This is a genomic window from Peribacillus simplex, assembly GCF_001542915.1.
Taxonomy (GTDB): Bacteria; Bacillota; Bacilli; order Bacillales; family DSM-1321; genus Peribacillus; species Peribacillus simplex_B.
Window position 1 is genome coordinate 63,748 of the sequence record NZ_LNNH01000059.1, and the last position, 21,360, is coordinate 85,107.

The 21,360-nt window shown below is 42.6% G+C and carries 23 protein-coding genes; all 23 read left to right on the top strand.

The features are described from left to right. The first annotated feature begins 141 nt into the window (after positions 1-141). The 23 genes from rpsP (at position 142) to fliE (ending at position 21,325) form a co-directional block, all read left to right on the top strand. On the top strand, positions 142-414 hold the full coding sequence (gene rpsP, locus AS888_RS23955) for a 30S ribosomal protein S16 (RefSeq protein ID WP_053345299.1): 273 nt from the start codon (positions 142-144) through the stop codon (positions 412-414). A gap of 13 nt (positions 415-427) precedes the next feature. After that, the gene (locus AS888_RS23960; protein ID WP_061144598.1) at positions 428-658 is read left to right on the top strand and encodes a KH domain-containing protein; all 231 of its coding nucleotides are present in this window, start codon (positions 428-430) and stop codon (positions 656-658) included. Between the two features lie 223 nt (positions 659-881). After that, on the top strand, positions 882-1,268 hold the full coding sequence (locus tag AS888_RS23965; protein ID WP_061144599.1) for a YlqD family protein: 387 nt from the start codon (positions 882-884) through the stop codon (positions 1,266-1,268). Between the two features lie 10 nt (positions 1,269-1,278). Beyond that, positions 1,279-1,797 carry a ribosome maturation factor RimM gene (gene rimM, locus AS888_RS23970; protein WP_061144600.1) on the top strand — a complete coding sequence of 173 codons (519 nt, stop codon included), beginning with the start codon at positions 1,279-1,281 and terminating at the stop codon, positions 1,795-1,797. Then, positions 1,797-2,531: a tRNA (guanosine(37)-N1)-methyltransferase TrmD gene (gene trmD, locus AS888_RS23975; RefSeq protein ID WP_061144738.1), complete on the top strand. Its 735-nt coding sequence runs from the start codon at positions 1,797-1,799 to the stop codon at positions 2,529-2,531. The genes rimM and trmD overlap by 1 nt, the downstream gene beginning before the upstream one ends. A 130-nt stretch (positions 2,532-2,661) precedes the next feature. Beyond that, positions 2,662-3,009, top strand: coding sequence for a 50S ribosomal protein L19 (gene rplS / locus AS888_RS23980; RefSeq protein WP_057913433.1), 348 nt, complete (start codon positions 2,662-2,664; stop codon positions 3,007-3,009). 221 nt (positions 3,010-3,230) lie between these two features. Continuing rightward, positions 3,231-3,791 (top strand): signal peptidase I, encoded by a 561-nt coding sequence (gene lepB / locus AS888_RS23985; protein ID WP_061144601.1) that lies wholly within the window; start codon positions 3,231-3,233, stop codon positions 3,789-3,791. A 17-nt stretch (positions 3,792-3,808) separates the two neighbouring features. Then, positions 3,809-4,681, top strand: a complete 873-nt coding sequence (gene ylqF / locus AS888_RS23990; RefSeq protein WP_061144602.1) for a ribosome biogenesis GTPase YlqF — start codon at positions 3,809-3,811, stop codon at positions 4,679-4,681. Positions 4,682-4,861: 180 nt separating this feature from the next. Then, positions 4,862-5,647 (top strand): ribonuclease HII, encoded by a 786-nt coding sequence (locus AS888_RS23995; RefSeq protein ID WP_061144603.1) that lies wholly within the window; start codon positions 4,862-4,864, stop codon positions 5,645-5,647. A gap of 13 nt (positions 5,648-5,660) precedes the next feature. Beyond that, positions 5,661-7,583: a hypothetical protein gene (locus tag AS888_RS24000; RefSeq protein WP_061144604.1), complete on the top strand. Its 1,923-nt coding sequence runs from the start codon at positions 5,661-5,663 to the stop codon at positions 7,581-7,583. Then, positions 7,580-7,864 carry an EscU/YscU/HrcU family type III secretion system export apparatus switch protein gene (locus AS888_RS24005; protein WP_061144605.1) on the top strand — a complete coding sequence of 95 codons (285 nt, stop codon included), beginning with the start codon at positions 7,580-7,582 and terminating at the stop codon, positions 7,862-7,864. Before AS888_RS24000 ends, AS888_RS24005 begins: the two co-directional genes overlap by 4 nt. Before the next feature lie 498 nt (positions 7,865-8,362). Continuing rightward, positions 8,363-9,523 (top strand): ADP-forming succinate--CoA ligase subunit beta, encoded by a 1,161-nt coding sequence (gene sucC / locus AS888_RS24010; protein WP_061144606.1) that lies wholly within the window; start codon positions 8,363-8,365, stop codon positions 9,521-9,523. A gap of 18 nt (positions 9,524-9,541) precedes the next feature. After that, positions 9,542-10,444: a succinate--CoA ligase subunit alpha gene (gene sucD / locus AS888_RS24015; protein WP_061144607.1), complete on the top strand. Its 903-nt coding sequence runs from the start codon at positions 9,542-9,544 to the stop codon at positions 10,442-10,444. Between the two features lie 114 nt (positions 10,445-10,558). Then, entirely contained in the window at positions 10,559-11,440 is an 882-nt protein-coding gene (gene dprA, locus AS888_RS24020) for a DNA-processing protein DprA (protein ID WP_061144608.1), read from the top strand. 252 nt (positions 11,441-11,692) lie between these two features. Further along, positions 11,693-13,768, top strand: a complete 2,076-nt coding sequence (gene topA / locus AS888_RS24025) for a type I DNA topoisomerase (protein ID WP_061144609.1) — start codon at positions 11,693-11,695, stop codon at positions 13,766-13,768. A 430-nt stretch (positions 13,769-14,198) separates the two neighbouring features. Then, positions 14,199-15,506, top strand: a complete 1,308-nt coding sequence (trmFO, locus tag AS888_RS24030; RefSeq protein WP_061144610.1) for an FADH(2)-oxidizing methylenetetrahydrofolate--tRNA-(uracil(54)-C(5))-methyltransferase TrmFO — start codon at positions 14,199-14,201, stop codon at positions 15,504-15,506. Between the two features lie 59 nt (positions 15,507-15,565). Further along, entirely contained in the window at positions 15,566-16,468 is a 903-nt protein-coding gene (gene xerC, locus AS888_RS24035; protein WP_061144611.1) for a tyrosine recombinase XerC, read from the top strand. A gap of 20 nt (positions 16,469-16,488) precedes the next feature. After that, positions 16,489-17,016, top strand: a complete 528-nt coding sequence (gene hslV, locus AS888_RS24040; RefSeq protein ID WP_057913421.1) for an HslVU peptidase proteolytic subunit — start codon at positions 16,489-16,491, stop codon at positions 17,014-17,016. A 12-nt stretch (positions 17,017-17,028) separates the two neighbouring features. Next, the gene (gene hslU / locus AS888_RS24045) at positions 17,029-18,438 is read left to right on the top strand and encodes an HslU--HslV peptidase ATPase subunit (protein WP_061144612.1); all 1,410 of its coding nucleotides are present in this window, start codon (positions 17,029-17,031) and stop codon (positions 18,436-18,438) included. A 104-nt stretch (positions 18,439-18,542) separates the two neighbouring features. After that, positions 18,543-19,322 (top strand): GTP-sensing pleiotropic transcriptional regulator CodY, encoded by a 780-nt coding sequence (gene codY, locus AS888_RS24050; RefSeq protein ID WP_057913419.1) that lies wholly within the window; start codon positions 18,543-18,545, stop codon positions 19,320-19,322. An 817-nt stretch (positions 19,323-20,139) separates the two neighbouring features. After that, positions 20,140-20,535 (top strand): flagellar basal body rod protein FlgB, encoded by a 396-nt coding sequence (gene flgB / locus AS888_RS24055; protein WP_061144613.1) that lies wholly within the window; start codon positions 20,140-20,142, stop codon positions 20,533-20,535. Continuing rightward, entirely contained in the window at positions 20,535-20,993 is a 459-nt protein-coding gene (gene flgC / locus AS888_RS24060) for a flagellar basal body rod protein FlgC (protein WP_061144614.1), read from the top strand. Before flgB ends, flgC begins: the two co-directional genes overlap by 1 nt. Positions 20,994-21,001: 8 nt before the next feature. Continuing rightward, the gene (fliE, locus tag AS888_RS24065) at positions 21,002-21,325 is read left to right on the top strand and encodes a flagellar hook-basal body complex protein FliE (protein ID WP_061144615.1); all 324 of its coding nucleotides are present in this window, start codon (positions 21,002-21,004) and stop codon (positions 21,323-21,325) included. Positions 21,326-21,360 lie beyond the last annotated feature (35 nt).

The following is a 21,360-nucleotide window of genomic DNA, read 5'->3' on the forward strand; positions in this document are numbered from 1 at the left end:
GTCGAAACGAAGCGGAAATACAGGCTGAAGCCATGTAGTTCAACACTTTTTTCGCCTGTTAAGAAAAAAACCTTTACAAACATACAAGACATTTGATATCATACTATCTTGTGTGAAACTATTCGGAGGTGCTTATTTAAAATGGCAGTAAAAATTCGCTTAAAACGTATGGGAGCTAAAAAATCTCCTTTCTATCGTATTGTAGTTGCAGATTCCCGTTCACCACGTGACGGACGTTACATTGAAGTGGTAGGAACTTATAACCCGGTGACTCAACCAGCTAAAGTTGACATCAACGAAGAGCTTGCTCTTAAATGGTTACAAGATGGAGCTAAACCATCTGATACAGTTCGTAACTTATTCTCAACACAAGGCATCATGGAAAAATTCCATGTTGCAAAAAACAGCAAGTAATCGACGGTAGTTGATGAAAGCATTAATTGAAACGATTGTTTCAGCGCTTGTGGATTTTCCCGAAGAAGTCACTGTGACCTCAAAGGAAGAGTCCGACCGGATTGTCTATATCCTCTCCGTTCATAAAGAGGACATGGGCAAGATCATCGGGAAGCAAGGGCGTGTTGCTAAGGCGATTCGGACTGTAGTATATGCAGCAGGATCTTCACAGCAGAAGAAAATCTATTTGGAGATTTCCGAATAAGGAGGGCTAATACCCCTCCTTTTTTTGCACTTCAAGAAAGTGAAATCCCGGCTCCCCGCACTTCTGAAAATGGTCCGGAGATAAACTTTACGCCTTTTTAAGACGCATCTTTTATCGATATACGTTATACTTAAGGGAATGACCCCCATTATTCAAAAAGATTACCCCATCATACATATTTTTTGAAGGAAATAAGAAATCATAGATAATAGGAGGTGCTGGAATGAAAATTCTCCAAAATGTAATCGTTAACCAAGTATTAACGGAATCCAGCAAGAGTCAGCTCCTCGAGAATTACAAATCAAAACGCCTTCAGCTTCAAAAAGAGAGTGAACAACTCCGATTTGAGCTGAAAAAGCTTGAAAAAACAAGAAATCTCCAGCCTGCCAGTCTCCGTGCCCATTTCGAAAAAGAGATAAATCAGAGGCAGGAAAAAATTAAACTGCTTGAATTTCAGATGGAGCAGCTGGAGATCCTTCCCGCCGGAAGCGAATTGAAGGAACGGGAAGTTCAAAGTATCATTGATGTGGAAATCGGGGCAGATTGGGACGAAATAATGGCAACGAAGACCATTGTCATTAAAGATGGAATCGTCTCGGAAATTCGTTAGAGGTGAAAGAATGGAAAACTGGTTTAATGTAGGTAAAATTGTCAACACCCATGGTTTATTAGGAGAGGTCCGGGTCATTTCTTCAACAGACTTTCCGGAAAAACGCTACAAAGTGGGGAATACCCTGTATTTGTTCAGGGATACGGAGAAAAAGCCTATGCCGCTTGTCATCAGGTCCCACCGCACCCATAAAAACTTTAATCTATTGACGTTCGAGAACTATTATAACGTGGGTCAAGTCGAGGCTTTTAAAAACGGGGTCCTGAAAGTCAAGGAAGCACAGCTTGGTCCATTGGACGAAGGCGAGTTCTACTTCCATGAAATCATCGGCTGTGCGGTATTTACGGATGAGGGCAGTGAAATAGGGGAAATCGTTGAGGTGCTGACGCCAGGTGCCAATGACGTATGGGTCATAAAGAAAGCCGGAAGCAAGGATATTTTGATACCGTATATTGATCAAATCGTCAAAGAAGTGGATATATCCGCCAAAAAGGTCATCATTACGCCGATGGAAGGACTTTTAGATTGATGAAAATCGATGTACTTTCGCTTTTTCCGGAAATGTTCGAAGGCGTGTTCGGCTCGTCGATTCTAAAAAAGGCTTCCGAAAAGCAGGCTGTCAGTTATAAGGTGACCAATTTCCGGGATTATGCCGATAATAAGCATTCGACGGTGGATGATTATCCTTATGGCGGAGGTGCCGGGATGGTGTTGAAGGCACAACCGATTTTTGATGCCGTGGAAGCTCTTAAAGGACAAGCTGAACAAAACCCCCGGGTGGTCCTGCTTTGTCCCCAGGGAGAGCGTTATTCGCAGAAAAAAGCTGAAGAGCTCGCTAAAGAAGAACATCTCATTTTCATATGTGGACATTATGAAGGATATGATGAGCGCATTCGTGAGCATGTCGTAACGGATGAAATATCAATCGGTGACTTTGTGCTTACAGGTGGGGAACTGGGCGCGATGGTCATTATTGACAGCGTGGTCCGCCTGCTGCCTGGTGTTTTAGGAAATGTAGACTCCCCGATCCTTGATTCCTACTCTTCTGGTTTGTTAGAGCATCCCCATTATACTAGACCTGCAGATTTCCGGGGAATGAAAGTGCCCGATCCGCTCATATCCGGAAATCACAAAAAAATCGATGAATGGCGGATGAAGGAATCACTGCGCAGAACGTGGACGCGGCGTCCCGATTTGCTCGAGAGTTATGAACTTTCGGATCTTGAGAAAAAATTATTGTCCGAGATTCAAAAAGAAGACTGATCCCTATTGCATCGACGTTTGGAATATGATAGGATATACCTTGTGACTTGGGCAAAATGCTCAGTCTTATAACGATGTTCCGCTGCAAACATTCAGTATTTGCAAGAGCGTCCAGGAGGAGTTGGAAACGATGCAAAACATTATTAACGAAATTACAAAAGAACAACTTCGCTCAGATCTTCCATCATTCAGACCTGGTGACACAGTACGTGTACACGTAAAGGTTATTGAAGGAACTCGCGAACGTATCCAGTTGTTTGAAGGCGTTGTAATCAAACGTCGTGGCGGCGGAGTCAGTGAAACTTTCACAGTTCGTAAGATCTCTTACGGCGTTGGAGTTGAACGTGCTTTCCCTGTTCACACACCAAAAATTGCAAAACTAGAAGTTATCCGTCACGGTAAAGTACGTCGTGCGAAACTTTATTACCTACGCGAACTTCGTGGTAAAAAAGCACGTATTAAAGAAATTCGTCGTTAATCCTTCGAATATCTCCATACGGGTTTACCATGATCCACATAAGGTGAATAACCAAACAGTATCATGCGAAAAGGGAGCTTGTTCATCAGGCTCCCTTTTTGCACTTGATGAAACTCATGAATGCTCCAAGTGGGTGAAAATCCATATGGAATCCTGCTCGCTATAGCTTCCGCGACATGTTAAAATGGTTGTTGATATGCATTCTAAAAGGGTGGGTAAGGATGGCGAAAAAGAAAAATGAATTGTGGGAATGGACAAAGGCGGTCATAATCGCGGTCATAGCTGCGACACTGATTCGGTATTTCCTCCTGGCACCTATTGTTGTGGACGGTAATTCCATGATGCCGACATTGAAGGACACGGACCGCATGATCATTAACAAAATCTCCTATTCGATCGGTGAACCGAAAAGATTCGATATTATCGTTTTTCATGCTCCAGAGGGCAAGGATTACATAAAGCGGGTCATCGGATTGCCAGGCGAAAAGGTAGAATATAAAAACGATACACTTTATGTGAATGGAAAAGCTTACGCTGAGCCATACTTGGATGAAAATAAAAAGAAATTGATTGATGGCGGTGCTTTGACGGAGCCATTTACATTAAGCGAGGTCATAGGCCGGGAAACGGTTCCTAAGGGCCATCTGTTCGTCTTGGGGGATAATCGCCGGCTAAGCAAGGACAGCCGTTATGATAGCGTAGGCGTCGTTCCTTACGATAAAGTGTTAGGAAAAACTAAATTAGTTTATTGGCCAATCGAAGACTTTCGATTGGCGGAATAGTAGGAAGGTTGATTCCATTGACAATACAGTGGTTCCCTGGCCATATGGCCAAAGCGAGACGGGAAGTAACGGAAAAATTAAAACTGATCGACATCATTTTTGAACTAGTGGATGCCCGTCTTCCGGCATCATCAAGAAATCCAATGATAGATGAGATCATACAGCATAAACCGAGGGTCATCCTTTTGAATAAAGCGGATATGGCTGATCCGGCAAAAACGAACATGTGGCTGGATTATTATAAGTCACAAGGGAAAACGGCCATTGCGATTAACTCGCAGGCAGGGAATGGATTGAACCAGATCACGGCTGCCGCAAAAAAACTTTTGAAAGAGAAGTATGACCGGATGGAGTCAAGGGGAATCAAGCCGCGGGCGATCCGTGCGATGATCGTGGGAATTCCGAACGTTGGGAAATCAACGTTAATCAATCGACTCGCCAAAAAGAACATTGCTAAAACAGGGAATACACCCGGTGTAACCAAAGCGCAGCAGTGGATAAAAGTCGGCAAGGAAATGGAGCTGCTTGACACGCCGGGAATCCTCTGGCCTAAATTCGAGGATCAGGAAGTGGGCTTGAAGCTTGCGTTAACCGGAGCGATCAAGGATACGATTCTAAACCTGCATGAAGTCTCCTTATACGGGCTCCGTTTCTTGGAAAAGGAATATCCGGATAGGATGAAATCACGCTATAACCTTGATGAAATTCCTCAAGAAACGCTCGAACTCTTTGATGCCGTCGGAAAGTTCAGGGGATGTTTAGCTTCTGGTGGGTTCATTGATTATGATAAAACCGCGGAGTTGGTCGTACGTGAAATCCGTTCGGAAAAGATGGGGCCACTTACGTTTGAGGTACCCATGGACTATGAAGAGGATGCCATTACGGAATAATCTGGCGTGGAGATTGAAAATGCTGGCTGAGTTTTGAAGACAGTAAGTGAAAAATGGGTGATACGGAGCTGGAGTTGGATATCAAGATGTTTTTTGATGTCTCTTTTCCGCTCCGTATTTTTGTTTGGGCTATAAGCGGGAAGCAAGACTGCCGATAATGAAGATGATGGGTGATGAATGATGAAAACTTCAATGAGTATAAAAGATATATCTGCAAAATTAAAGGCAATCAACGATCCTGAAGATTTATTTTTGCAAGAATGCTTGGATGACGGCAGAAAGGGAGTCACCGACTTAGTGAGCAAGTGGCAAAGGAAGTATGAAAAAGCGCAGCAGGTGAAGAATGCATTCATGGAAATGACGGAGTTTGAAAGGCAACTTCGAGCACAGGGGTTTTCCATTCTCGCTGGCATCGATGAAGTGGGGAGGGGGCCGCTTGCAGGACCGGTTGTGACGAGTGCGGTCATCTTGCCTGAATCCTTCTATTTGCCAGGGCTGAATGATTCCAAAAAGATTCCGGAGTCCAAGCGGGAACTGTTTTATGAAATGATTTATAAAGAAGCCCTGTCCATTGGGGTCGGTGTTGTACATAGCGATATAATCGATGAAATCAATATATATCAAGCTACGAAAAAGGCCATGATTGCAGCTGTCAACGACCTGTCAGGTCTCCCGGATCACTTGCTGATCGATGCGATGGAACTGGATGTCCCGATTCCGCAGCTTTCGCTCATAAAAGGAGATGCAAGAAGCATTAGCATCTCCGCCGCCTCCATTATAGCGAAAGTGACCCGTGATCGGATGATGAAGGAGTATGGGGAGAAATATCCGGAATACGGTTTCGAAAAGCACATGGGCTACGGGACAAGCCAGCATTTGGACGCACTGGACAAGCACGGGCTAACCCCATGGCACAGGAGGAGTTTTGCGCCTGTTAAGGAAATTGCTGCACGAATGAATGATTAAGGGAGGATGAGTGATGCAATCCATAACAAGCGGTCAACCTGCAGCTTCACCAGTTGAAACGCTAGGAGCTGCAAGTCTGAAAAATGGGCAAATTCTTTTCGGGAAGGTGAATAAGGTATTTCCTAACCGGATGGCCGAGGTGCAGATTGGCGATCAAAAGATGATTGCGACGCTCGATATCCCGCTTCGCACAGGGGAAAGATATTGGTTTCAAGTAGAGCAGCCGATTGAAGGGAAGCTTGTATTGAGGGCTCTGGAGTTTCCGGATGTGAATTATGCCAATTTAAAGGGAGCGGCTGCACAATTGACCGCTCACTTTGGCATGAATTCCGACCCGGCTGCAGCCAAGCTTGCCGAATATTTTCTGAAAAACCGTCTTCCTATAACCAAGGAAACCTTTCAGTCCGCTTTGCAATGGTTAAAAGCTGCTGATTCACCTGAAGCTGGTCTTCCCATCTTTAAAACGATGTTTATTCAGCAATTTCCCATTGTTAAAGAGGTTTTTGATGCATTATTGGCACAGGCCAAGGGAGCACCCTTCCACAAACAGCTCACTTCCCTCCAGCAGCAGTTACAGGCGGTGGGGGAGAAAACGATAACAACCGTCAAGTTAATGGCCGTATTGGACAGGTTGCAAATTGCAGGAAGGAGCCAAATTCAACAAACCGGTTTGCAGCAACTTGTGACTAGCTGGCTCGATCCCGATTCTACAGCCGAAATGAAATCCGGTGCTTTCTCACTGCTCCAAAAGACAGGATTCATTCCAAAGGGTTTGACGGAAGCTTTCTTTTTGAACAATTTAATGGAGGGAGCACAGGCAAGGACCGGATTTCCTGACAATCCAGCGATCGATAAATTTCACCACGGCTTGCAAATGCTGTCAAGGGCAAAGGATGGGTCATTGGGGGAACTTGAAAAGGTCGAAATTAAATTACAGCGCTTAATGAACGATATTGACCAGGTAGGGGCAAAAATGCCAGCTGAAATCCAGCAGGTTCAGAAGAAAAATGTTTCTTCTGAAAAGATATCTTCGCTTTCTTTTCATATGCTTGTGGATGCTTTTACTGAAGTGGCATCAGGAAGAACAGCGGTAGGTGCCAATACGGCATTGGATGACCTCTTGGCTTATTTGAATGGGGATAAGCAGCTGGTAGCTGCAGCGAAGGGCAAGGCAGCCGAGATGATCTTGCAGTCGGATACACAGCAGCCTGAGGCCCTGTCCTTAAGGAATAATGAGAAATTGGTTCTGGCTCATGTTATGGAAGCGGAATACCAAGCCGTCGATTTTACAAATGGTGCATCTGTTGCATTTCAGCTCAAAGAATTGACGAAGTTACTCGGCCTTCAGCTGGAGCATGCACTCATTAACCAATCCGCAGCCAATCTGGAGGAAAACCCGCAGGATATGGAGACACTAAAGCCGCTGCTGTTAAAACTGCTGAATGAACAATTGCCAGCAGGTATCAAGGAGTTGGCTGAACAGATCCTGAATCGGATCACGGCGCAGCAGATCCTTTCACAGGAAAATGGGCCATTGCAGAATCTGCTCCTTACACTTCCTCTTAATCTGGGGCATGCCCAAACAGATTTAACATTGCAATGGAGCGGACGGAAAACGAAAGATGGCAATATAGATCCCGATTTCTGTCGGGTCCTGTTTTATCTAGAGCTAGAAGGCATAAAAGAAACGGTCATCGATATGCATGTTCAAAAACGGGTCATCAACGTGACGGTCATCAATGAGCAAGTGGCACACATGGAAGGGGCAGCCAATCGATATGTAAATCTGCTGAGAGGGAATTTGGAGAAGATGGATTACAGATTGTCCGGTGTGTCGTTCGTTAACCCGAAGCATGAAAGAATCGGCGGCAAAGGGCCGAAGTTCAATCCTTTTTCAGAAACGGGATCTTATAGTGGAGTGGATATTCGAATATGAAAAATGTAAAACGAAAAGAAGCGATTGCCTTAAAATATGATCAAGAGAAATCGATTGCCCCTGTCATCTTGGCGAAGGGAAAAGGAAAAACGGCGGAAAATATTCTGGAAAAGGCGATGAAACTGAATATTCCCGTTCAAAGTGATGAGTCGCTTGCAGCGCTTTTAGGTCAATTGGATATAAATCAGACGATTCCTGAAGAATTGTATGCTGCGGTAGCGGAGGTATTTGCCTTCATTTATAAAGCGGACAAGGAGATGCAGATGAAGGACAATGGGTGAGCCATTAGACTTTTTAGGTGATTCATGTTGGTTTATGTAGAAATTTAGGGAAATTGCCAAAAGAATTTAATTATACTAAAAACATAATTAATAAGCAGCAAAAAGGAAAATCCAGAACTTTTCCTTTTTGCTTTTTTATTAGGGTATTGCTGGAAAAGACTGTTTTTTTAGAAAAAACTATAATTTATAAAAATGACTCACTAGATTTATATCATGGAAAAGGCTTTCATAATAAGCTCTATTGCTAAAACCCATTCTATAAATTACCTTTTTTGGAATTGGTTTAGGCATGCCGATTAAATAAAATTTAATAGAGGGAAAGAGAGAGCAAGATCGATCCATTCCCTGTTTATCCCTTTTTATATTAGTATATTATTATAATGATTTCCAAAAAAAACGAAAGAAAATTATGCACGAAGCAGAATTTTGTTGTACTATGTAAGAGAAAACACGCATTAAATCTCAAAGTTGTTTTTTAGTAGATAAGGAGGATGGGAAATGAATATCCATGAGTATCAGGGGAAAGAGATTTTGCGACAATACGGGGTATCCGTTCCGAATGGCCGGGTTGCCTTTACTGTTGATGAAGCAGTGGAAGCAGCGAAGGAATTAGGTACGGAAGTTGTTGTCGTCAAAGCTCAAATTCATGCGGGCGGCCGCGGAAAAGCCGGTGGAGTTAAGGTAGCGAAAAACCTTGACGAAGCACGTACATATGCACAAGAAATTCTTGGTAAAACGCTGGTGACCCATCAAACTGGTCCTGCAGGCAAGGAAGTTAAGCGTTTACTTATTGAAGAAGGCTGCGACATCTCGAAAGAATATTACATCGGTCTGGTTTTGGACCGTGCTACCAATAGTGTCGTTTTGATGGCTTCTGAAGAAGGCGGAACGGAAATTGAAGAAGTGGCTGAAAAGACACCGGAGAAAATTTTCAAAGAAGTGATCGATCCGGTTGTCGGCCTGACGGGCTTCCAGGCGCGCAGGATCGCTTTCAATATCAATATCCCGGCTAAACTTATAAACAAAGCTTCCAAGCTTATGGTGAACTTATATACAGCTTTCGTTGACAAAGATTGTTCAATTGCTGAAATCAATCCATTAGTCGTTACGGGTGATGGAAATGTCATGGCACTTGATGCTAAATTGAACTTCGATGATAATGCGATTTACCGCCATAAGGACATCGCGGAATTCCGTGATTTGGATGAAGAGGATGCGAAAGAGATCGAAGCATCAAAACATGGCCTTAGTTACATATCGCTTGACGGTAATATCGGATGCATGGTTAATGGTGCTGGGCTTGCTATGGCAACGATGGACATCATTAAACATTATATGGGAGATCCGGCTAACTTCCTTGATGTTGGCGGCGGCGCCACAGAGGAAAAAGTAAAAGAGGCTTTCAAAATCATCCTGTCCGATCAAAATGTTAAAGGCATTTTCGTTAACATCTTCGGCGGAATCATGAAATGTGACATCATTGCGGCAGGCGTCGTAGCTGCTGCTAAAGAGCTTGGCCTGGACGTACCTTTGGTTGTTCGTCTTGAAGGAACGAATGTGGATCTTGGCAAACAGATCCTAAAAGAGTCAGGTTTGAATATCACGGCTGCTGAATCAATGGCAGATGGAGCACAAAAAATAGTATCACTTGTAGGATAATAGGCAGGGGGGAACATAATGAGCGTTTTTATTAATAAAGATACGAAAGTGATCGTTCAGGGAATCACTGGTTCAACAGCATTATTTCATACTAAACAAATGTTGGAATACGGCACGAAGATCGTTGGCGGAGTCACTCCGGGTAAAGGTGGAACGGAAGCGGAAGGAGTACCTGTATTCAATACAGTTTCCGAAGCTGTCACTGAAACCGGAGCGAATGCATCGGTAATCTACGTTCCTGCTCCATTTGCAGCGGATGCAATTTTGGAAGCAGTTGACGCAGAGCTTGATCTTGTCATTTGCATTACGGAACATATTCCCGTTCTGGATATGGTCAAGGTGAAGCGTTATATGGAAGGCAAAAAGACCCGTTTGATCGGGCCGAACTGCCCGGGTGTCATCACCCCTGAAGAATGCAAAATCGGTATCATGCCAGGCTACATCCATAAAAAAGGCCATGTAGGTGTAGTTTCCCGTTCCGGAACTTTGACCTATGAAGCCGTTCATCAATTATCTCAAGAAGGCATCGGGCAATCGACAGCTGTCGGAATCGGTGGAGATCCCGTTAACGGAACGGACTTCATTGATGTGTTGAAAGCATTCAACGAGGATCCGGAAACCCATGCAGTGATCATGATCGGAGAGATCGGAGGCACGGCAGAGGAAGAGGCAGCTCTCTGGGTGAAAGAGAATATGACAAAGCCTGTTGTTGGCTTCATTGGCGGCCGTACGGCTCCTGCCGGTAAACGTATGGGACACGCAGGTGCGATCATTTCTGGAGGAAAAGGCACTGCTGACGAGAAAATCCGCGTTATGAACGAATGTGGAATTAAAGTTGCCGAGACTCCATCCGTAATGGGCGAAACATTGATTTCCGTCCTGAAAGAAAAAGGCATTTACGAACCTTGTAAAACACATTGATCCATGCTGGCCGACCTGTTTTTTGGGTCGGCCTTTATTTCCCTCTCCTTTTTTCGGCAATCCGGCTTCCGCCACGATCAACCTCTTAAAAATAAATGACTAGGGGTGCTTCCGTTGAATCGTATAGAAAAGTTAATCCACCTCCATCATTGCCGCGGTGCAGGATGGAAAACGATCCAAACAATCATGTCCAATGATCCATCCCTTTCTTCCCTCTTTACTACCAAACGCAATGAATGGGTAAAATTGCTCCCTATCCCTTCCAATAAACTTAACCTCTTTCTCAAAGATTTACATTCTCTCAATACCCTTGAAAAGCTCAAGAGATATGAAGATAGCCAAATTCATTGGCTAACGATCCTTGATGATGATTATCCTTTTTTATTGAAGCAAATATTCGATCCCCCTTGGGTTCTTTATTATAAAGGCGATAAGAAGCTCCTAAGTAGGAGTGATACGCTAGGTGTCGTTGGAACGCGTAAGCCGACCTCGTACGGACTGGAGGCCTTAAAAACGATTTTATTACCGCTCGTTAAGAAAAAATACGTCATCATCAGTGGTGTTGCGGCGGGAATCGATTCAAGGGCGCATGAAATCACGTTAGATGCGGACGGGGATACGATTGGAATCTTGGGAGGAGGGCTTATGCAAATATACCCAAAGTCCAACATTCCCCTTGCAGAGAGAATCATGGCTAAAGGGGTGCTCATTTCTGAGACTCCACCGGAAATGAGAGCGGAACCATGGATGTTCCCGCTAAGGAACCGTATCATCAGCGGATTATCACAAGGAGTGTTCGTTGTGGAGGCAAAAGAAAAAAGCGGTTCCTTAATAACGGCACAAACGGCTTTGGAGCAGGGGCGTGAGGTGTTTGCACTTCCAGGAAATGTAACGAGTCCAGAATCAATCGGGACCAATCAATTGATTTCCGATGGAGCCAAACTTGTTTTGAATTCCAAGCAGATCGAGGAAGAGTTTTTTCGCAATATAATATAGAAGATAGACGGAAAATCAGCCAGGGAATTAGTAAAAAAAGGCGATTTTTACCTGAATGGGTTGAAATATTAGACAAAAGGGTTGAAAATATTGTAAAACTGTTATAAGTTTTGCAAATGGAATCTTTTAGCTAAAATGGTTAGGAATATGTAAGTCAACATGCTTTGAAAAGTAATGGGGTGTTGACAAATGATTTTTGTATGATTAATAATAGTGAAGATTTATATTACCTCTTTGAGGAGGATTTATTGGATGTCAGAATACTTAGTGATTGTGGAATCGCCTGCGAAGGCGAAAACGATAGAACGCTACTTGGGAAAAAAATATAAAGTAAAGGCTTCCATGGGGCATGTGCGTGATTTGCCTAAAAGTCAAATGGGTGTCGATGTTGAACATGAATATGAACCTAAATATATAACGATCCGCGGCAAAGGCCCGGTTTTAAAAGAATTGAAAACCGCTGCAAAAAAAGCGAAAAAAATATATCTCGCAGCTGACCCCGACAGAGAAGGTGAAGCCATTGCCTGGCATTTGGCTCACAGTCTCGATGTGGATATCAACTCCGATTGCCGCGTGGTTTTCAATGAAATCACGAAAGAAGCGATCAAAGAATCATTTAAATCGCCGAGGCCGATCAACATGAAATTGGTTGATGCACAACAGGCAAGAAGGATCTTGGATCGCTTGGTCGGCTACAATATTAGCCCGCTGTTATGGAAAAAAGTAAAAAAAGGCCTAAGTGCTGGACGGGTCCAATCGGTCGCTGTAAGGATGATCATCGACCGGGAGAAAGAAATCAAAGATTTTAACCCGGAAGAGTATTGGACAATCAAGGCGGATTTCGTGAAAGGAAAAGAACAGTTTGAAGGTTCCTTTTTCAGTATCGGGGGAGAGCGTAAAGAATTAAACAACGAAGAGGACGTCAAAAAAGTACTCGCTTCTTTAAAAGGCAGTGAATTCACTATCGGCGCCGTGGCTAAAAAGGAAAGAAAACGTAATCCGGCAGCACCTTTTACGACGTCTTCCCTGCAACAAGAAGCGGCACGAAAATTGAATTTCCGTGCAAAGAAAACGATGATGCTTGCCCAGCAGCTTTACGAAGGAATCGAGCTTGGAAAGGAAGGGACAGTCGGATTAATCACTTATATGAGGACGGACTCGACCCGGATTTCCGATATTGCTAAACAGGAAGCCCATACCTTCATCCAAAATAGTTATGGGAAGGATTATGTACAGGTTGAACAGCGCAAAGAGAAAAAGCAGACCAATGCACAGGATGCGCATGAAGCAGTTCGGCCAACCAGCACATTACGTGAACCTAATATCGTCAAGGAGTATTTATCCAGAGATCAATTCCGTCTATATAAATTGATCTGGGAACGGTTCGTTTCGAGCCAAATGTCATCGGCGGTCATGGACACAATGAGCATTGACCTTCATAATGGCGATGTAATCTTCAGGGCCAATGGGTCCAAAATCAAGTTTCCAGGTTTCATGAAGGTATATGTGGAAGGTTCCGATGACTCTGTGGAAGAAAAGGAAAATTCCCTTCCGGATGTAAAGAAAGGCGATCAACTCTTTTCGAAAGATGTCGAGCCGAAACAGCATTTCACACAGCCGCCGCCCCGCTATACAGAAGCGAGGCTTGTCAAAACCTTAGAAGAACTTGGTATAGGCCGACCTTCTACATATGCACCTACCTTGGATACGATTCAAAAACGGGGCTATGTTACCTTGGACAATAAACGATTCATCCCGACAGAGCTTGGTGAAATTGTCCTTGAATTGATACGTGAATTCTTCCCGGATATTCTTGATGCCGAGTTCACGGCCAAGATGGAGCAGGAATTCGATAGCGTCGAAGAAGGCAGCATCGAATGGATTAAGGTCATTGATGAATTTTATAAAGAGTTTGCGGTTCATTTGGCTAAAGCCGAGGTCGAAATGGAGAAAATCGAGATCAAAGATGAGCCTGCTGGAGAAGATTGTACGGAATGCGGCCATGAAATGGTCTTTAAAATGGGGCGCTACGGGAAGTTCATGGCATGCAGTAATTTCCCGGATTGCCGTAACACCAAACCGATCGTGAAAGAGATTGGTGTGAAATGCCCGAAATGTAAAGAAGGGAACATCATTGAAAGGAAGAGTAAAAAACGCCGCATATTTTACGGTTGTGATACTTACCCTGGATGCGACTTCATCTCTTGGGATAAGCCCCTTCCTCGTAGTTGTCCTAAATGTGAGGGCACACTTGTTGAGAAAAAGCTCAAAAAAGGTGTGCAGGTCCAGTGTATGGACTGTGATTTCAAAGAAACGCCTCAAGCGTAGAGTTAAATGGGATGGAACGGTGCTTTGTGCCTGCATCCGGAAGAAAACTCAATATAGACCGACTCGGCATTCGCCGAGTTTCTTTATGTTCCTGGAAGTATGGTATCATGGTAACGAGCACAATTACTTCCCAAGAAGAAAATGGATGGAACATGAAACTTTTTTATTTGGGTGATGTGATGTAAAATTCAGTGGACAAGTGTATTCCTTTAAAGATATAATTCCTCTTTGCGCCAAATTATCCACTTAGGAAAAAAGGTTGGCAAGAGAAATGCCGTATCCAAGGCATATGCTTTATAATTATCGTTAGCAGGAGTAGGTATTTCTTAGAATAAATACATAAATATCGTTAAAAATGAAACGCTTATGAATGCAATTTTAATGATAAATGATCCTGTCTTATCATATCTATACATGGAGGTTCGAAAAAATGAAAGAAACAAAAGTAAGTGTTATCGGTGCGGGGCTTGCTGGAAGTGAAGCGGCTTGGCAGTTAGCTAAAAGAGGAATTAAAGTGGATCTATACGAAATGCGTCCGGTAAAACAAACGCCAGCCCATCATACCGATAAATTCGCTGAACTTGTTTGTTCCAACTCACTTCGGGCAAATACGCTAACAAATGCAGTCGGAGTATTAAAAGAAGAAATGCGCATGCTTGATTCGGTCATCATGTCCGCAGCAGATGCTTGTGCTGTACCTGCAGGCGGCGCACTGGCAGTCGATCGTCATGAATTTGCCGGCCTTGTAACGGAAAGGGTGAAGAATCATCCCAATGTAACGGTCATTAATGAAGAGGTAACAGAGATCCCCGATGGGCCCACCATCATTGCAACCGGTCCGCTTACAAGTCAGTCCCTATCCGACAGCTTAAAGCAAATCATGGACGAAGAATACTTATACTTCTATGATGCAGCCGCTCCTATTCTTGAAAAGGACAGCATCGACATGGATAAGGTATATCTAAAATCCCGTTATGATAAAGGCGAAGCTGCTTACTTGAACTGTCCGATGACAGAGGAGGAATTTGATCGCTTTTATGAAGCGTTGATTTCTGCTGAAACGGTTCCGCTAAAGGAATTTGAAAAAGAAATCTTTTTTGAGGGATGTATGCCGATTGAAGTGATGGCATCGCGCGGGAAGAAAACCATGTTATTCGGTCCATTAAAGCCAGTTGGCTTGGAAGATCCCAAAACAGGAAAACGCCCTTTCGCTGTCGTCCAATTGCGTCAAGACGATGCAGCAGGCACACTATATAATATTGTTGGTTTTCAGACACATTTAAAATGGGGCCCGCAAAAAGAAGTGTTAAGGCTCATCCCTGGATTGGAAAATGCGGAAATTGTTCGTTATGGAGTTATGCACCGTAATACGTTCATAAATTCTCCTAACGTCCTGAAACCTACGTACCAATTCAAAAATAGGGATGATTTGTTCTTTGCCGGTCAGATGACTGGTGTCGAAGGGTATGTTGAATCCGCAGCATCAGGGCTGATTGCAGGTATAAATGCAGCAAGAATCGTCCAAGGCCAGGACCCTGCCGTTTTCCCTGCCGAGACGACTATGGGGAGCATGGCAAGGTACATAACATCGACAAACGGAAAAAGCTTCCAGCCGATGAATGCGAACTTTGGACTGCTTCCAGACCTTGAAGTGAGGATCAAATCGAAAAAAGAACGGAACGAAACGCATGCTAAGCGCGCTTTGGACACAATTCAGAACTTTGTGAAAAATTTGTAAAATATTTGCCTGCCGTTTTAAAGTATGATACTATTTATTAGCCTTTGCGAGGTGTTTCCATGATGAATCAAAAAAAGGCATTATCATCCTTCATCGAATATTTACAAATTGAAAAAAACAGTTCACATTACACCATTGAAAATTACAAACGTGATATTCTCGAATTTTTCCTGTTTCTTGATGAACAGGGAATGACGGATATCACCTCTGTTGAATATTTTGATGTCCGGTTGTTTTTAACGAGTTTATATGAGAAAAACCTTTCTAAGCGCACTGTAGCAAGGAAAACTTCTTGTCTGCGGAGCTTTTATAAATTCTTATTACGTGAAGGCGATGTGAAGGATAATCCTTTTTCCCTTGTTTCTTTGCCTAAAAAGGATCAAAAACTGCCACGGTTTCTTTATGAGAAGGAAATGGAACAGTTGTTTTCTTCTTTAAATAAAGATTCACCGATAGGAAAAAGGAACAATGCTTTACTGGAATTACTGTATGCCACTGGCATTCGCGTAAGTGAATGTTGTGAGATTAAGCTGCACGATATCGATCTGTCCCTTGGTACAGTACTGGTGCATGGGAAAGGGAAAAAAGATCGCTACGTTCCGGTTGGTAAATATGCTCAAGAAGCGATAGAGTTATACATACGTACAGCCAGGATGGAAATGACTTCGTCTGACGCCAAGGCGCATGTTTATTTATTCGTAAATTTTCGTGGAGACCCTCTGACACCTAGGGGAGTTCGCTATATATTAAATGAATTGATCAAAAAGTCAGCCGCGGAGGGAAGTCTTCATCCCCACATGCTAAGGCATTCATTTGCAACCCATCTATTGAATAATGGGGCGGATATTCGTACCGTTCAGGAATTGCTTGGTCATTCCAAAATTTCATCAACGCAAGTGTATACGCATGTTACAAAAGACCAATTAAAAAAAGTCTATAATGCAACACATCCACGGGCTTAAATGTTGAAAGGGGACACTTTATGACAACGATATTTGCAGTGCATCATAAAGGTGAATGCGCCATGTCCGGTGATGGGCAGGTTACGTTAGGAAATTCAGTAGTGATGAAGCATACAGCAAGAAAAGTCAGGAAAATCTTCAATGGTAATGTCCTTGCAGGTTTCGCAGGCTCTGTTGCAGATGCATTCACCTTATTTGAGATGTTCGAAGCAAAGCTTGAGGAGTATAATGGCAATCTTCAGCGTGCTGCCGTCGAAATGGCAAAACAATGGAGAAGTGACAATGTATTGAGAAAGCTCGAAGCCATGCTAGTCGTCATGGATAAGGACCATTTGCTGCTCGTTTCCGGTACCGGGGAAGTCATAGAACCTGATGACGGGATTCTTGCCATCGGATCAGGCGGCAACTATGCACTTGCTGCCGGCAGGGCATTGATGCGATTCTCCAGTGAGCATTTATCTGCGAAGGAAATTGCCCAATCATCTTTACAAATTGCAGCGGAAATTTGTGTATTTACGAATACGAACATAATCGTGGAAGAGTTGTAAGGAGGAGCGCAAATGTCAAATAAAGCTAATTTAACACCGAGGCAAATCGTCGAAAAACTGGATCAGTATATCGTGGGGCAGCGTGATGCAAAACGGGCAGTGGCAGTGGCTCTTCGCAATCGCTACCGACGTTCCCTTCTCTCGGATCAACTTCGTGATGAAGTCGTTCCGAAAAACATATTAATGATTGGACCGACAGGAGTCGGGAAAACAGAAATAGCTCGGAGAATGGCTAAATTGGTAGGTGCTCCTTTTGTAAAAGTTGAAGCAACGAAATTTACGGAAGTCGGATATGTCGGAAGGGATGTAGAATCCATGGTCCGTGATTTGGTGGAGACTTCCGTCCGCCTCGTGAAGGAAGAAAAGATGGCCAGCGTAAAAGAACGTGCTGAAGAAAATGCCAACCGCCGTTTAATTGAGCTATTGGTGCCATCTGCGAAAAAACAAAGTAATTTCAAAAATCCTCTTGAAGTCTTTTTTGGCGGCAATAGCAATCAAGATGAACAGGACCCGGAAGAAAATTCCGAAGATTTAAGTTTGCAGGAAAAAAGAAAAATCGTCGCTGCAAAGCTTGCTAATGGTGAGCTCGAAAGTGAAATGATCACGGTTGAAGTGGAAGAACAGGCTGCTTCAATGTTTGATATGCTCCAGGGTTCGGGAATGGAACAAATGGGGATGAATATGCAAGACGCTTTAGGCAGCTTGATGCCGAAAAAAAGCAAAAAGCGCAAATTGAAAGTAAGTGAAGCAAGAATCGTTCTAACAAATGAAGAAGCGGGCAAATTGATTGATATGGATGATGTCACCTCAGAAGCCGTTTACGGTGCTGAGCAAAACGGGATCATCTTTATCGATGAAATCGACAAAATCGCCAGCAAGCAGTCTGGAAGCTCTTCAGCCGATGTTTCCAGGGAAGGTGTTCAAAGGGATATATTACCTATTGTAGAAGGCTCGACGGTCGTGACGAAGTATGGTTCCGTAAAGACGGATCATGTCCTGTTCATTGCGGCAGGTGCCTTCCATATAGCGAAGCCATCCGATCTTATCCCGGAACTGCAGGGGAGATTTCCAATCCGGGTGGAATTGAACAAACTGACCGTTGATGACTTTGTGCGGATTCTCCATGAACCTGATAATGCATTGTTAAAACAATATGTTGCTTTATTGGAAACTGAAGGTATAGAAATTGAATTTTCTGACGATGCTGTTCGTAAGATAGCTGAAGTGGCCTTCGAAGTAAATCAAAATACAGATAATATTGGTGCAAGACGGCTTCATACCATTTTGGAACGGTTGCTTGAGGACCTGTCGTTTGAAGCTCCCGAAATCACAATGGAGAAGATTACGATTACACCACAATATGTCGAAGGGAAGCTGGGTTCTATCGCACGGAATAAAGATTTAAGTCAGTTTATCCTTTAAGAACGAAACAATGGCAAACATTTGCCGATGTAATGAACATACAATTACGGAAATACAACTTCATAGTTATGTGAACCATGGTATTTTTAGGAGGAACAAATCAAATGAACTTATTAGCAAAAACAAGAAAAATCAATGCAATGCTCCAAAAGGCAGCCGGTAAAGCCGTTAACTTTAAAGAAATGGCAGAAAGCTTGAGTGAAGTTATTGAAGCAAATGTATTCGTCGTTAGCCGCCGCGGGAAATTATTAGGAATAGCTGTAAGTCAGCAAATCGAAAATGAGCGCATGTACAAGATGTTGGAAGATAAACAATTCCCTGAAGTGTACACAAACAACTTGTTTAATATTCCTGAAACATCTTCCAATCTTGATATTGAGAGCGAATATACTGCGTTTCCAGTGGAAAACAAAGAGCTTTTCAAAACGGGATTAACAACAATCGTACCAATCATGGGTGGAGGAGAGCGTTTAGGAACTTTGGTTCTTGCCCGTTTACAAGAAAAATTCCACGATGACGATTTAATTTTAGCCGAGTATGGTGCGACTGTAGTCGGTATGGAAATTCTTCGTGAGAAATCAGAAGAGATTGAAGAGGAAGCCCGCAGTAAGGCTGTCGTTCAAATGGCGATTTCCTCGTTATCGTATAGTGAATTGGAAGCTATCGAGCACATTTTCGAAGAGCTAAAAGGAAATGAAGGTCTGCTTGTAGCATCTAAAATTGCAGATCGCGTAGGTATCACCCGTTCAGTAATCGTTAACGCACTAAGGAAATTGGAAAGTGCAGGAGTCATTGAATCACGTTCCCTTGGAATGAAAGGTACTTATATCAAAGTATTGAACGATAAATTCCTGCTAGAATTAGAAAAACTTAAAAATAATTAATACCAAAAAGGCAATCCTTGCAATAAGGCTGCTTCAAAATGTAGACGAACTCGATGAAGACCGGGTTCGCCTGCATTTTTTTTTGATTTGATTTGCCTCTCGCAACACTTCGCTTGGATTTTACTTTTAGGGAGTATACCATTAGACTGAATTTTTTTAAAGAAAAGAGGTATTTCGGATTACCGAACCTTGACGATAATGTGAAAATAGGAGTGTTTTCCCAATAGGCCAGTTAAATTCTTCTTGAAAAGGGTAATTATATTATTATAACTACTCAACTAACGGACAATCGATACTTTTGATTGAAGAGTTGGTTTTTTGAACTTCCCTCCAAAGCAGATTCGGTTTTTAGCCATTTGCCGAATTTGTCGAAATGCTGGCCGATGTTTAACTCTCTCTTTTTTTAAAAAACTGAATAAATGGATAACTTGTATTTTTTGATGAATTCCTTGCTGTTAAAAGGGTGAGGCAAGTAATATGGAAAAAATTACTTTAAATTTATTTGAAAATTAGTTCTAAAGTATCAGGTATATGGATACGTTTTTCGATATGATAAATAAGCTAATAGAAGTAAAATTTGGGTAAAATGTAGAATACCCTAACAAAATGTAATAAACCGTAATATTATACCTTGAATAATCCTATGAAAATCGTCAAATTTGAGCATTTTGTGACATTTTTCGACTATAATAGGACTAAAGTCTGTGTTTAGTTTATAGACATAGTTATTTTGTTTCTTTAAAATTAAACCATGAAAGCAATGGTTTAATTTAATGAAAAAGTAATTATTTGTTATAAATAGAAAGAGGTGAATGGTATGGAACTATTTTCAAATACTTTTCGATCACTTGAAAATGCTCTTGATTATTCTAATACAAAACAAAAAGTCATTTCACAGAACATAGCGAATTCGGATACGCCTAACTATAAAGCTAAAGAGGTCGATAAAACACAATCTTTTAAAGCGGAGCTCGAATCTTCACTAGAATCATATCGAACAGATGTCAGGCATCTTGCCTTCACCCCTGAAGACAGTCAGGGATCAACAATCGTGACAAAGAAAAATGTCCAATACAACAATAATGGCAATAGCGTGGACGTAGATAAGGAAATGACGGATCTTGCGGCCAATCAAATTTATTACAATGCTGTATCCGACAGGCTATCAGGTAAATTCAAATCATTGGAGAATGTAATTAAGGGAGGTAAGTGATGGGGATTTTCCAAAGTATAAATATGACCGGCTCCAGCCTGACCAGTCAGCGGTTAAGGATGGATGTAATCTCTGCAAATATGGCTAATGCGGAAACCACCAGAGGCGAATATGATGCGGAAACGAAATCATGGAAGCCGTACACAAGAAAAGCGGTCGTGCTGCAAAGCAAGGAAGAGGGTTTTTCCAGTTTCCTAAACGCCGCATCCAAAAAAACGAGCGGGGTTGGAAATGGTGTCAAGGTGACGGAAATCGTAAAAGATCAAACCCCCTATAAACTGGATTATAATCCCGATCATCCAGATGCCAATGAAGATGGATACGTTGAAATGCCAAATGTCGATCCACTAAGGGAAATGGTGGATTTAATGAGTGTCACGCGCTCATACGAGGCTAATGTGACCGTGTTGAATGCCTCAAAGGGAATGATGATGAAGGCATTGGAAATAGGCAAATAAAAAAATGAATGGAGAGTGTTGATGTGGAGGGGATTTCGCTATCGCCTGTCAGCAATGCCGGGAATGTACTGAAAAAAGAACAGAGCAAGATTAATACACCATACGAAGCACAGCAAAATTTTGCGTCCGTCTTAAAAGAATCAATGAATAAAGTTAATGAAACACAGGTGGCATCAGATGACCTGACGACTAAACTGGTGAATGGAGAAGATGTTGAGCTTCATTCGGTGATGATAGCTTCACAAAAAGCCAGCATTACGATGCAGGCTACATTAGAGGTTCGGAATAAGGTGGTTGAAGCCTACCAGGAAATGATGAGAATGAGTATCTAGCATTCATTTTTTTAAACCTCATTTATATAGAGAAA